This window comes from Spirosoma validum (assembly GCF_014699035.1).
GTDB lineage: Bacteria > Bacteroidota > Bacteroidia > Cytophagales > Spirosomataceae > Spirosoma > Spirosoma validum.
Map to the genome: position 1 here is coordinate 113,086 of NZ_JACXAA010000013.1, position 13,370 is coordinate 126,455.

9 protein-coding genes are annotated in these 13,370 nt (G+C 47.4%); 5 read left to right on the plus strand and 4 right to left on the minus strand.

All coding sequences use genetic code 11. The features are described from left to right. Nucleotides 1-22: 22 nt before the first annotated feature. The 5 genes from IC230_RS27270 (at nt 23) to IC230_RS27290 (ending at nt 8,982) form a co-directional block, all read left to right on the plus strand. Nucleotides 23-1,924, plus strand: a complete 1,902-nt coding sequence (locus tag IC230_RS27270) for a DNA topoisomerase IV subunit B (protein WP_191042233.1) — start codon at nt 23-25, stop codon at nt 1,922-1,924. A gap of 328 nt (nt 1,925-2,252) precedes the next feature. After that, nucleotides 2,253-5,456 carry a SusC/RagA family TonB-linked outer membrane protein gene (locus IC230_RS27275; RefSeq protein ID WP_191042234.1) on the plus strand — a complete coding sequence of 1,068 codons (3,204 nt, stop codon included), beginning with the start codon at nt 2,253-2,255 and terminating at the stop codon, nt 5,454-5,456. A gap of 14 nt (nt 5,457-5,470) precedes the next feature. Further along, a complete protein-coding gene (locus IC230_RS27280) occupies nt 5,471-6,949 on the plus strand; it encodes a RagB/SusD family nutrient uptake outer membrane protein (protein ID WP_191042235.1) in 1,479 nt (492 codons plus the stop codon). Between the two features lie 194 nt (nt 6,950-7,143). Beyond that, complete coding sequence (pheA, locus tag IC230_RS27285) at nt 7,144-8,217, plus strand: prephenate dehydratase (protein ID WP_191042236.1); 1,074 nt, start codon at nt 7,144-7,146, stop codon at nt 8,215-8,217. Nucleotides 8,218-8,289: 72 nt separating this feature from the next. Further along, a complete protein-coding gene (locus tag IC230_RS27290; RefSeq protein ID WP_191042237.1) occupies nt 8,290-8,982 on the plus strand; it encodes a sulfite oxidase-like oxidoreductase in 693 nt (230 codons plus the stop codon). Between the two features lie 56 nt (nt 8,983-9,038). Here the strand turns inward: IC230_RS27290 and IC230_RS27295 are convergent, their stop codons facing one another. The 4 genes from IC230_RS27295 to IC230_RS27310 form a co-directional block, all read right to left on the minus strand. After that, a complete protein-coding gene (locus IC230_RS27295) occupies nt 9,039-9,611 on the minus strand; it encodes a D-sedoheptulose-7-phosphate isomerase (protein WP_191042238.1) in 573 nt (190 codons plus the stop codon). 44 nt (nt 9,612-9,655) lie between these two features. After that, nucleotides 9,656-10,594 (minus strand): ROK family protein, encoded by a 939-nt coding sequence (locus tag IC230_RS27300; protein ID WP_191042239.1) that lies wholly within the window; start codon nt 10,592-10,594, stop codon nt 9,656-9,658. Between the two features lie 159 nt (nt 10,595-10,753). After that, nucleotides 10,754-12,364, minus strand: a complete 1,611-nt coding sequence (locus IC230_RS27305; protein ID WP_191042240.1) for a hypothetical protein — start codon at nt 12,362-12,364, stop codon at nt 10,754-10,756. A 106-nt stretch (nt 12,365-12,470) separates the two neighbouring features. Continuing rightward, on the minus strand, nt 12,471-13,343 hold the full coding sequence (locus IC230_RS27310) for a carbon-nitrogen hydrolase (protein ID WP_191042241.1): 873 nt from the start codon (nt 13,341-13,343) through the stop codon (nt 12,471-12,473). Nucleotides 13,344-13,370 lie beyond the last annotated feature (27 nt).

Below are 13,370 nucleotides of genomic sequence, written 5' to 3' on the forward strand. Positions count from 1 at the left end.
GTTTTCTTGTTCACAAATTAGTATGGTAGAATTACCGAATTCGTCTGTTCAATATAACGAAGATAGTATCCGCTCGCTTGATTGGCGAGAACATATTCGCCTGAGGCCGGGGATGTACATCGGTAAACTGGGTGATGGGTCCGCTGCCGATGATGGTATTTACGTTCTGATTAAGGAAACCATCGATAACTGCATCGATGAACACGTAATGGGTTTCGGTAAGACGATCGATGTGCGCGTGACCGATCATCGGGTTGAGGTACGTGATTATGGTCGGGGCATTCCGCTCGGAAAAGTTGCTGAAGTGGTTTCCAAAATTAATACTGGCGGTAAATATGATTCAGGGGCTTTCCAGAAGTCAGTTGGTCTGAATGGAGTCGGAACAAAAGCAGTCAACGCGCTTTCTACCTATTTTCGGGTTCAGTCGTTCCGCGATGGTCGTACTGTCTGGGCTGAGTTTGAGCGGGGAATCCTTTTACATCAGGGTGAAGACGTTACCAGCGAACGAAACGGTACGTTAATCTGCTTTGAGCCCGATGATACAATCTTCAAGCATTTTCATTTTATTCCGCAGTTTCTGGAAAACATGATCTGGAATTACTGCTATCTGAATGCGGGGCTTACGCTTGCCTTTAACAAGCAAAAATATATTTCGCAGAACGGGTTGCTCGACCTGCTTCGCGATAAAACTAAAAAAGACGAAGACTCGCTACGTTACCCAATCATCCATTTAAAAGGAAATGACCTCGAAATTGCCCTAACGCACGGCAATCAGTACGGCGAAGAATACTATTCGTTCGTCAATGGGCAGTATACGACGCAGGGAGGAACGCATCTGGCCGCACTACGTGAAGCCATCGTAAAAACGGTACGCGAACATTTTGGCAAAGATTATGATCCGGCCGACATTCGTGGATCAATCATTGCCGCGGTTAGCATTCGGGTGCAGGAACCCGTATTTGAATCCCAGACAAAAACGAAACTTGGATCGCTTAACATGGCTCCTGACACTGATAGCCAGACGGTCCGATCCTTTGTGCTCGATTTTGTAAAAGAGCGTTTGGATAATTTTCTGCACATGAATCCCACCGTTAAAGATGCCCTTAAAAAGCGTATCGAACAATCGGAGCGGGAACGTAAAGAGTTGGCGGGTATTAAAAAGCTGGCCAATGATCGGGCTAAAAAAGCAAGTCTGCATAACAAAAAACTGCGCGACTGCCGAAATCACCTGCCCGATCTGAAAGCGGAAGACCGCTATCAGTCTACGTTATTTATTACGGAAGGGGATTCGGCCAGTGGGTCGATTACTAAATCACGTAATGTCCAGTCTCAGGCGGTATTTAGTCTGCGTGGAAAGCCGCTCAACTGCTTTGGGCTAACCAAAAAGGTGGTTTATGAAAACGAAGAGTTCAATTTACTGCAGCACGCATTAGATATTGAAGATGGGTTAGACGGGCTTCGTTATAATCGAATTGTAATTGCTACCGACGCTGACGTCGATGGAATGCACATCCGGTTGTTGATGTTGACGTTCTTTCTACAGTTTTTTCCGGATTTAGTACGTAATGGTCATCTGTACATTCTGGAAACGCCTTTGTTTCGGGTACGTAACCCTAAAAACCATAAGGAAACAACGTATTGCTACTCAGATGAGGAAAAGCAAAAGGCAATTGACAAACTGACAAAGGGTGGAAAAAAGGTTGAAATCACTCGTTTTAAAGGTTTAGGTGAAATATCTCCAGATGAGTTTGGGCTATTTATTGGCGAGAACATGCGGTTAGAGCCTGTTATTATGGAGAAAGAAACCTCTGTTGCTAAACTGCTTAGCTATTACATGGGCAAAAACACACCTGACAGACAGCGATTTATTATTGATAATCTGCGTATCGAAAAAGACATCGAAGAAGCCGTGCTGGTCAACTAAAAAGAACAATAGTATAGAATGAATAGTCAAAACATCCACTATACGTAGTGGATGTTTTTTTATGCAAGAAAATCGGATCAGGTGATAAAGGTGTAGCTGTTTAGCTTGTTGTTACGGCCGGTGAAAGATTAATGCCAACACAGAATATTAGCAGATTTGTTACAAAATACTTTTATATCTATACTTAATTATGGGTAATAGTATTAAATCAATATTTTGTATTTATAATAGGTAAATGTTAAAAATTTTATACTGTTATTAATCTCCTTTTAATAATTTTGATGTCTCGATTGAGAAAACATCCAAAACACTTTATCACCAATACTTCATGAGTAAACTTTTATTTGGCAGTTGGCTACTGACTGCTCTTTTCTGTTTGCCAGCGTTAGCACAGGATGTGGCTATAAGCGGCCGTATTACGTCATCAGAAGATGGATCGGCATTACCTGGTGTGAGTGTACAGCTCAAAGGAACAACGCGGGGTACAACGAGCGATGCCGACGGAAATTACCGGTTAAGTGCACCAACTGGCGGTCGACTGGTATTCAGTTTTATTGGATTTGCTTCGCAGGAAGTTGCGATAGGAAATCAATCGACTATTGCGATTCGCCTTGCACCTGATGCGTCTAATCTGGATGAAGTAATCGTTACTACGTTCGGTACGGCCAAGCGGGCATCATTTACCGGTTCGGCTGGTACAATCTCTGCCGACCAACTAAAACGTCCCGTGAATAATCTTGCCCAAGCTCTTTCGGGAGCCGTGTCGGGTGTGCAGACGACGGCGGGTAATGGACAGCCCGGTACAGCGCCGGATATCCGGATTCGGGGTTTTGGGTCAATTTCGTCGGGCAACGACCCCCTATATGTGGTGGATGGAATTCCCTATTCGGGTAATATTGCTAACATTAGCCCGAATGATATTGAAAGTATTTCAGTTTTGAAAGATGCTGCGTCAACAGCGTTGTATGGTGCCCGCGCTGCCAATGGGGTAGTAGTGGTAACGACAAAGAAAGGTCAGAAAGATCGGAGTACGATTAATGTACGCTATACAAAAGGCTTCAGCACACGAGGCTTACCCGAATACGAACGGGTAGGCGTATCGGATTACTATCCACTGATGTGGGAAATGTATCGGAACAATGTAGCTTACCGAGCGACAAATCCTTTGCCGTTGGCTACAGCCAATGCTGATGCAACCAGGCTATTAGTTAGCCTAGTTGGATACAACGTATATAACGTACCGGACAATCAACTGGTCGATACAAACGGTCAGCTAAACCCCAATGCCAGTCTCAAGTTTTCGCCGGATGACCTGAACTGGGAGAAGCCAATCATGCGGCAGGGAAATCGGGATGAATTAAACGTGAGCTTTGCGGGTGGACAGAATAAGTCAGATTATTTCCTGTCGCTATCGTATCTGAATGATAAAGGCTATCTGCTACGCTCAGATTACGAACGTATTACCGGTCGACTTAACGTTAATTCGCAGATGAAGCCCTGGCTGCGAATAGGAGCGAACCTGTCGACAACGCTCTCGAAATCGAATCAGGCCGATGCGGGTGGAACGGCAGGTAGTACGGCATTCGTGAATCCATTCTACTTCTCTCGGAACATAGGCCCGATCTATCCGGTTTATGCTTACGATCCGGCAAACCCGGGCCAATTTCTGACCTTACCCAATGGAGAAAGACGGTGGGATTATGGTAACCTGACTGCTTTAGGATTACCGGCAAGACCTGCGTTTGGCGGTCGCCACTCGGTTGCCGAGACGGTTCTGAACCAGAATAATTACCGCCGTAATATACTCAGCGCACGCGGCTATGCAGAGGTTTCATTTCTGAAGGATTTTAAATTTACGACGAACATTGGTACTGATATCACCAATTATAACGTCTACAGCTTCGGAAATCCTGAAGTGGGCGACGGAGCCCCGGCTGGTCGTGCGACGCATGAATTCCAAAACATTACCAGCTATAACCTCAATCAACTGCTGAACTACAACAAGTCGTTTGGAAAGAACAATTTTGATGTGTTGCTGGGACATGAAAACTTCCAGGTTGGTGATAACAACTTAGAGGGTTCTCGATCACAGCAAATTGTAGACGGTAATTACCAACTGGTTAACTTCACAACGACGACTAACTTAGCTTCAGTTGCCTTCATGCGACGGGTAGAAGGTTATTTCGCCCGGATCAATTACGACTACGACCAGAAATATTTTCTGTCGGCCTCGGCTCGGCGCGATGGTTCTAGCAAATTCTACCAGGATTCACGTTGGGGAACATTCTATTCAGTGAGTGGTGCCTGGCGTTTAGATCAGGAGAACTTCCTTCGGTCGATTCCTGCCATCAACGCCATGAAGTTACGGGCATCGTATGGGCAGACTGGTAATGATGGAGGAGGCAATACGGGTCAAAACGCGCTGGACAATACAATTAGTTATTATGCCTGGCAGCCTTTATACGGTTTAGGGTCCTGGAACAATGCAACGGAAGCAGGTATTCTGCAAACGAGTCTGGGGAACAGAAATCTGGAATGGGAATCGAGCAACGCATTCGACGTAGCACTTGAGTTTAGCCTGTTTAAGGGTCGGGTTTCCGGTACGGTCGAGTATTTTGATCGTCAGTCCTCTAATTTGATTTTCGCCGTACCATTGCCGTTGTCGGATGGTATAGCGACCGTTACCCGCAACATAGGAACAATGTACAACCGGGGCGTTGAGATCGAGTTGGGTATCGAGCCGATCCGTACGAAAAACTTTACCTGGCGTCTTGATCTGAATGCGACCAAGATCAAGAACCGGATCACGAAAATGCCGGATGAGAATCCCGAAATTATTGACGGAACCAAAAAACTCGCTGTAGGTCAATCACTTTATGATTACTGGTTGCGAGAATATAAAGGAGTCAATCCCGCGAATGGTGAAGCTCTGTACCGGGCGGCCAGTTACGTAGCGTCCAATTCCATCATTACAGAGAACGGGAGTACACGAGATACCCTTACGAACAACGTGAATAATGCTCGCTATCATTACAATGGCTCGTCGATTCCGGCGCTGACTGGCGGTTTTACCAATACATTCCGGTATAAAGGTCTTTCGCTTTCTGCCTTGTTTGTTTACCAGTTGGGAGGCAAAACGTATGACGCGGCTTACGCAGCCATCATGAGTGCGGGCGGTTATGGTAACGCTAAGCACGTCGATATCCTGAAGCGGTGGCGGAACCCTGGTGATATAACCGATGTACCGCGGATGGATGCTGGTCGGACCACAGATTTTGATGCGCAGTCGGACCGTTGGCTTACGGACGCCAGCTATTTGAATCTTCGTTCAGTAACACTGTCTTATTCGTTGCCAAATACGCTGTCTCGTAAATTATTCCTGGAGAATGCGCAGGTGTATGTAAGTGGCGAAAACTTACTGATCCTTTCTCGCCGGCAGGGAATGAATGTTCAGCAGCAATTCAATGGTGTAACCGGTAACGCCTTTAGTCCGGCTAAGAGCCTGGTATTGGGTGTTTCCTTCTCACTTTAAGCTTCAGACAACTCATGAAAAAAAGATATTTGACGCTTGTAATGGCCTTAGGTCTACTAGCTACAGCGTGTGAAAAACAATATTTAGAACTGTCGCCTACGGGTAATATCGATGCTGGAGCCGCCTATGCTACCACAAAGAATGCAGCAGCAGCCATCAATGGCATATACCGGGCAATGATTGTGCGATATCTGGATTCGCAGGGTCATTTTGGCCATCCAGCCATGATGATTATTCTGGATGTACTGGGTGAAGACGTAGTAATTGCAAACACAGCGAACACCTGGCATTTACCGGAGACACGCTGGCAGGCACACCGCTCGGAAACATCTGTAGGTGATGAGCTTCCGTACCGGTTATATTACCGCGTTATTGGAAATGCGAATCTTGCTATCGCCAATATCGACAATGCCGCTGGCACACAGGCCGAACGGAACCAGGTAAAGGGCGAAGCGCTGGGGCTACGGGCTTTTTCGTATTTCAACCTGGTACAGCTTTTTGGTAAACGGTATAATACCGCGACCAAACCAAATGCGCAACTCGGTGTGCCGCTGGTATTGACGCCGACCACCGAAGGCTTACCCCGGGCAACCGTCGAAGAAGTTTACACGCAGATCAATAAAGATCTGGCGGATGCTGCTACCCTACTTACATCAAGCCGTAGCTTTAAGTCGCACATCAATCTTGACGTAATAAAAGGCTTTCAGGCGCGGGTAGCCCTGACTCAGCAAAACTGGGCTGATGCAGCCAAGTTTGCGGCAGAAGCACGCAAAAGTTATACGGCAATGAGTGTAGCACAGTATCAGGAAGGCTTTTCGGATATAAGCAACCCTGAATGGATGTGGGGCTTCGATCACCTGGAAGACCAGTCAGAGTATTTTGGGGCGTTCCACTCGTATATCTCCAGCAATTTCAATTCAACGAATATTCGGGTAGATCCAAAAGTCATTAACAGCGTATTGTACGATCAGATTCCCGCGACGGATGTACGCTCGAAAATGTGGGTTAAGGCACCCACCGCGGCCAACTCTGTCGTACCAACGGGTGGTGTGCGGGTTGCTTATATGACTCAGAAATTCCGCCTGCCAGGAACGCCGTCAACCAGTACAATGGGGGACGTTCCTTATATGCGCGTTGCTGAAATGTATTTGATCGAAGCCGAAGCGCAGGCGCGTCAGGGAAACACAGCCGCAGCTGCCAGCGTGTTGTTTGATCTGGTGAGCAAGCGCGATCCTTCGTATAAGCTGTCGACTAAAACGGGTACGTCCCTGATTGATGAAATTTTGTTCAACCGACGTATTGAACTTTGGGGTGAAGGCTTCCGGTTTACGGATCTAAAACGGATGAACTTGCCGCTCAATCGAACTGGGGCTAATTTGAGTTCGGCTGTAGTTGTGCTTTTTGAAGTTCCGGCTGGTGACAATCAGTGGGAGTTCCTGATTCCACGGCGGGAAATAAACGCTAACAAAGCGATTGTACAGAATCCGCTGTAAAAACTTCTCTTTTCGTTGATCGAACAAGCCCGACTGAACGTTCAGTCGGGCTTGTTCGTATTTTGGGGGAAGGCTTATCGGTTGGTTATTAATCCTGTTAAGTGATTACACACGCTTGCTTTTCATGGATTAAAGTTTGCAGTAGGCGGCAGGTAATGTACTTTTGTACACTACGTAGCGTATCCCTTTCCATAATGACTTTAGAATCCCTCCGTAACAATATTGACGCTCTTGACGATCAATTGCTGACTTTGCTGAATCAGCGAATGGAATTGGTCCGTCAGGTGGGTGAACTCAAACGCTCGAGCAACACGGTTATTTACCGACCCGAACGCGAAAAGCAAATTTTGGACCGACTGAATGAGCAAAATAATGGTTTGCTGAACCGACCAGCCATTGAGGCCATTTTCCTGGAGATTTTTGCCGTCTCCCGGAATCTCGAACTACCTGAACGGGTCGCTTATCTGGGACCGGAAGGAAGTTTTACACATCAGGCTGCTGAAAGCCGATTCGGGGCCATGAGTGCGTATATGGCCTTACCAACCATCCGATCGGTATTCGAAAGCGTTGAAACGGGCCGGGTTCGGTTTGGAGTGGTACCGATTGAGAACAACCAGGAGGGTGTTGTGAACGAAGCGATTGATCTGTTGCTCGAAAAAGACCTGCGTATTGCGGCTGAAGCCCAGATTCCCGTACATTTCACCTTCGCAACAAAGGCTGAGAACTTAGCTGACATCACACACATTTACTCGAAGGATATTGCCTTTCGGCAGTGTAGTAAATTCCTGAACGATACGTTCGACGGATTAAAAGCCGAATTAGTACCGGTTGAATCGACGTCAAAAGCAGCTAAGCTGGCAGCCCAGCAGACTCATGCAGCCGCTTTGTGTTCGCATATTGCTGCGAAGTTGTTCGACGTACCCGTACTTTTCGACAATATTGAGGACAGCGACCTGAACCGTACTCGCTTTCTGATTCTGGCTAAAGATTTTGTCAATCAACCAAGTGGCCACGATAAAACGACCCTAATTGCGCGTTTGCCGAACACGGAATCGCCGGGGGTACTGGCCGAATTTTTACAGGAGTTTAATGCCCGAAACATTAACCTGACCAAGATTGAAAGTCGTCCGCTACGAGACGGTGCTACGTTTCGCTATTGGTTTCTGCTCGAATGTGAAGGTCATGCCAGCGACCCTGACTTACAGGATATTCTAAACCACCATGCCGCCGAGGTTAAATTACTGGGGAGCTATGTGCGAGGGGCCTAAAATGGCTATCCTTCGCAAAAGAATGTTCAGGAAATACGGTAACTTTTTCGATCAGAAATAACTTATATCGGTATGGAAGCTAATGAGAAAACCGATAGAATTGTCGAGGCCCGAATGAAGCTCAAACGGCGGTTTGAGGAGAAAATGGCTCAGACACCCTCTATGACAGATGAAAAGCCACGTGGTGCTGGTCCGACCAATCGCCACGGTATGCCAGCCGTTCCTGTTGGGCAAACCGTTACGTCGAAGTGGCCTGTGCTGGACCTGGGTTATCAGCCAAATATCCCGCTCGATAAATGGCAGCTCAATATTGACGGTGAGGTAAACAACCCCGTTCGGCTGAAGTGGGAGGATCTGATGGCCCTACCGCAAGTGGATGATACCAGTGATTTCCATTGTGTTACCACCTGGTCGCGGCTGGATGTTCCGTGGGTAGGTGTCCGGTTTATGGATTTGGCCGCTCTGGTAGATCCGAAAGGGTCTGCTACGCATGTTATGTGTTACGGATACGACGGCTATTCGACAAACCTCTCGCTTGAAGAGGCACTTAAACCTGATGTGTTGCTCGTTCACACCGCTGATGGGCAACCGTTACCCCGCGAACACGGTGGCCCACTGCGTATGATTACACCCCAGTTATATGCGTGGAAAGGGTCAAAATGGATCAAACGTATTGAGTTCCTGTCGAAGAACCAGCTTGGTTTCTGGGAAGAACGCGGATATTCAAACACTGCCTATCCCTGGCGCAACGATCGCTATTCTTAAAAAAGGTGGAGCGGAGAAAAGATCGAATGATTGTTCTCCGCTCCACCTTTTTTTGGCTAACTTTCTATAAACCCATAACACAACATGTGGCAGATAGTCATCTGAGCGTCTTCCACACGACCATAGTGTTCATCCTGAATCACAATCGATTCGTGGGCAAGATCGGCCAGTTTACCACGCTTACCTCCAACAAGGGCGATCGTTGTTAACCCATTATCGTTCGCCCATTGCACTGCTTTCACTACGTTGGGTGAGTTACCGCTAACGCTAAGCGTCAGCACCAGATCGCCGGGACGAGCATAGTTCTGAAGTTGTCGTACATAGACATCCTCATAGGCGTAATCATTGCCAAGGGCCGTAATCCACGATACATTTTCGTTTAAAGACATACATCGAAAGCGCTGGCCATCGATGCCTTTTTCCATCTTATCCGATGCACTTTTTCCCAGGTCTGTAATGAAATGCGATACGTTGGAAGCACTACCTCCGTTTCCAAAAGCGAATAATTGCCGACCCTCTTCCCCGCATTTTTTAATAAGAGTAATGAGATGTTCGACCTGGTCAACCGGTATGGCATCGTAAGCCGCTTTTTGTTTGTCAAGGTAGGTTTGAAAATAGGCTTTATTCATGCGGTATGAATGTATATTATTTAGTTGGTCGCTGGCTACCTGCATCATCCGTTTTTGACTAATTCCAACGCGCCAATCGGTACGGCATCTTCGCCGAGTTTTGCAATTAATACAATCGGTGGGGGCTGGAATGTTTTCATAGTGAAGCGAGGTAGCGCCTGCCGAACAGCTGCCCGTAACGGTTCCCCAATCAGTGATAGCCCACCGCCTAATACAATAGCGTCTGGATGAAATAAATGCACAACGTGCGAAAGTCCCAACGCAACTACCGATCCAATTTGCTCGATTAACATGCGGGCTACCGGATCGCTTGCTTCATAAGCTGGATGTAGAAATCGAGCCTCTTTTCCTATTGATCCTGCCATATGAGCCTGCTGTACAGCTAGCTTTAAGGCTGAATCATCGGGCAGTTGCGGAACCAGATCCCGTATTTGCTGATCGACGGCCCAGCCCGATACGGTTTGCTCAATGGTTTGTCCGGGTGAGGAGTCGCCCGGCGGTACAAGCCACAGATGACCAATTTCGGCTTCGCCCGGACTGGCTCCGTGATAAAGTTGTTGATTGATCACCATTCCTCCACCAACGCCACTGCCGAGCGTAATGTAAAAGACGTTCTGAAAGCCGGTCGCTACACCGCGAAGCGCTTCGCCAAGAGCTGCTACGTTGGCGTCGTTCTCAACGCGCACAACAGTACCCGGTACTTGTTTTTGGAGCCAGTCACTCAACTCGAATCCAGACCAGCCGCCAATCTGATGCGACGTAGCAATTCGCCCCGTTTGCCAATCAACGGGTCCACCGAATCCTACACCAATGGATTGAGGTGGCTCGGGAAGTTGTTGAATAGTGGCCGCTATTTGTGTTAAAATGCCATTTGCTCCCTGCGTTGGGTCAACGGTGTATCGGAAGCGCTGCGTGATCTGGCCAGTCATGTTATCTGTGACTAACTGGAGCTTCGTTCCGCCAATTTCAATCCCGAGATTCATGGAGTAAATTATACTAGCGAAGGGAAGAGAGCGATACCGGTAATGTACCAATCTGACTATAAAGACTTTGTCTTCGCTGATGATTTTGGGACAATATTAGTGGTATTCGCCACAATACAGCAGGGCGATAGTTAATTTCGTTGCCTATCGGCTACGTATTCAGCGGACGCCTGCTCGTTTCATTGTAGCCCGGCCTAAATAAATTTCGTCACCTTTTAAATTAATGGTTGTGTAAAACTGATAACCATTCTGTACGTAACGGACCATAATCTGGCTCTTCTGATTTGGTTGAGCATACGCTTTTGTGGCCGCTACCAGAATTTGATTGCCGTTGACAATTGCCCTGGCAAAAGGTAAATCACGCGTTTTGATCTGATTAGCGTTGTAACCATACCACGTTTTTCCGCCATCGTACGAGCACTCCGTAGCTTCGTTGAGATACGTTTCTTTGCCATTGAACAGGTCACTATGATGGCCAAAAATACGCCAAAGGCCATGAATATAATGTTCGTAGCAAGCATAATTACGGTCGTTCCCTAAGCCTCGCTCATTCGGGTCAGTTGGCAAGGGCTGATCGGGAATTAGATCTTTGTGATCATCCCAGAACATGACTCCGTAAGCCCCTGTAAACCAGTAAAAAATAGCAGTACCTTCTGCAATGGCGGGCGGAGCCGGATGATTGGCCTGGGCATTATTGGCGAATTCGGCGTTCTGCTGATTGAATAACCACTGCCAGGCAATTCGTTTTTTTGTCGACATTTTCATGTTGACTTCCTGTTCACCCAACAAAGCGGCCAGCCAATGACGGTCACCGTCATACAAATGACGCTCTGCATAATTCATTTCCGGATACAGGTAATACGTACCCGGCATTAAAAAATCGGTATAATCAGACGGAGATTTACCGACAATTTCATCGGGCATACCGCGTTGGCGACTGGTGGTGGTATGTTTAGCCGGTAACCGAAAAAGTGCATCTGGTTGAGCTGTATAGTCAATGGCCCGGCTATAGCCAAAACTGTTGTGGGCAAAGAGGTCGGCAGAACCAAGTTCTGTTTCAGGGCTGACGTTTTCCTGAAGAGTTTTCATCAGGAAAGTATGCAGATTCGCGTGCTCCTGTTCGTGCTTGATCCAGAAGCTGTTCTCCATATCTAAAATAATGGTCCCGAACGTAGCTTTCCAGTTGTTGCCATTAGGGCCGCAGTCACCAAAATAGTAGCAATGCCCTCTTAATTCTACACAGGCCTGGTATATATTGTTTTTATCTGTTGCTGTAGGCGACGTGTTTTTATAAATTGTTTCAGGCGCTTTTTCACTATTCTCCGCCCAGGCCAACCCAAAACTTTGCGTGAAATAATTCCGATAAACGATGTAGGCACGCTGGCTAATTGACAATTTACTCTGCCAGCCGCGCGGGGTATTTTCATCAGGCCACACTTCAACATTCGGCACCATTCGGCTGCGCTCAACCGCTGAAAAACCACGTCTGAAAAGCTTAGTGCGATCCTGATCGACATGCAAGTTTCGGCCCGCTCCGTTAAAAATGATTTTTTTCGTTGACGGTATTGTAAAATCGCCTACTACATCAATGCTGTAGTAGCCTTTTCGTGTGTTGGGCGTAAACTGAGCACGGGGCGTAGAAGACAGCCGTGTCTGAGCGGGTATTGGCCCTTGTAATTCTATGGCAACAGGGGCGGGCGGAATGCGGTGCCATAACCAGGCGCTTGCCCCCATTACGCTGGTTACAACCAGTAGGGCCATTAATTTCATAAAGAACTTCACCGACAGATAAGAGCGAGAGGAGCGTTTCAACTGATTTTATGGTATAAACAGACTGTTATAGCACCGGATTAAAATCCACTGAATCTACGATACACTACTCGTCGATATACCGCTTCGTAATCGGCTGGTACGAATCAATACGTCGGTCGCGGAAGTATGGCCAAGTTGTACGGTATTTTTCTGACAAAGCCAGATCAACGGGCTGTACATGAACCAGTTCCTGCTCGTGCGGAGCCAGATACAGCAGCGAACCGAATGGATTAGCGACGAATGAGCCACCCCAGAATTGCTGGTCGGCTTCGCGTCCAACCCGGTTAACGGCCACTACGTGTACACCATTCGCGATAGCATGACTTCGCTGAATCGTTTGCCAGGCGTTGTACTGCTCTTCGTTCTGTTTCGGATCGGGTTCGTTAGTATCCCAGCCAATAGCCGTTGGGTAAAACAGGATTTCCGCGCCCATCAGCGACGTAATGCGAGCCGCTTCCGGGTACCATTGGTCCCAGCAGATCAGCACGCCGATTCGGGCAAATTTTGTATCGAAAACCTTGTAGCCCAGGTCGCCGGGTGTGAAGTAGAACTTTTCGTAATAACCTGGATCATCGGGAATATGCATTTTTCGATACTTTCCCAGATACGTACCGTCGGCATCCAAAACGGCTGTCGTGTTGTGATATAACCCCTGGGCTCGCTTCTCAAACAACGATGCTACGATCACAACGCCCAGTTCGCCTGCCAGTTGGCCTAAACGATTGGTGGTGGGACCAGGAATGGCTTCGGCTAAACTGAAATTATGGTGATCTTCTACATCGCAGAAGTACAAGGACGTGAATAATTCCTGCAAACAGACAATCTGCGCACCTTTTTGGGCCGCTTCGCGAATTCCATTGATGGCTTTCTGAATATTGGCTTCGACGTCTGCCGAGCAACTCATTTGCACTAAACCGATATTGACGTTTTTAGACATAGGACAAAAATAGGGCGTTCTACCCTT

Excerpts from the sequence above, each read along its gene's own strand:
- IC230_RS27275 (WP_191042234.1), top strand. The coding sequence starts at position 2,253 with ATGAGTAAACTTTTATTTGGCAGTTGGCTACTGACTGCTCTTTTCTGT.
- IC230_RS27290 (WP_191042237.1), top strand. The coding sequence starts at position 8,290 with ATGGAAGCTAATGAGAAAACCGATAGAATTGTCGAGGCCCGAATGAAG.
- IC230_RS27300 (WP_191042239.1), bottom strand. The coding sequence starts at position 10,594 with ATGAATCTCGGGATTGAAATTGGCGGAACGAAGCTCCAGTTAGTCACA.
- IC230_RS27270 (WP_191042233.1), top strand. The coding sequence starts at position 23 with ATGGTAGAATTACCGAATTCGTCTGTTCAATATAACGAAGATAGTATC.
- IC230_RS27310 (WP_191042241.1), bottom strand. The coding sequence starts at position 13,343 with ATGTCTAAAAACGTCAATATCGGTTTAGTGCAAATGAGTTGCTCGGCA.
- IC230_RS27295 (WP_191042238.1), bottom strand. The coding sequence starts at position 9,611 with ATGAATAAAGCCTATTTTCAAACCTACCTTGACAAACAAAAAGCGGCT.
- IC230_RS27305 (WP_191042240.1), bottom strand. The coding sequence starts at position 12,364 with ATGAAATTAATGGCCCTACTGGTTGTAACCAGCGTAATGGGGGCAAGC.
- IC230_RS27280 (WP_191042235.1), top strand. The coding sequence starts at position 5,471 with ATGAAAAAAAGATATTTGACGCTTGTAATGGCCTTAGGTCTACTAGCT.
- pheA (WP_191042236.1), top strand. The coding sequence starts at position 7,144 with ATGACTTTAGAATCCCTCCGTAACAATATTGACGCTCTTGACGATCAA.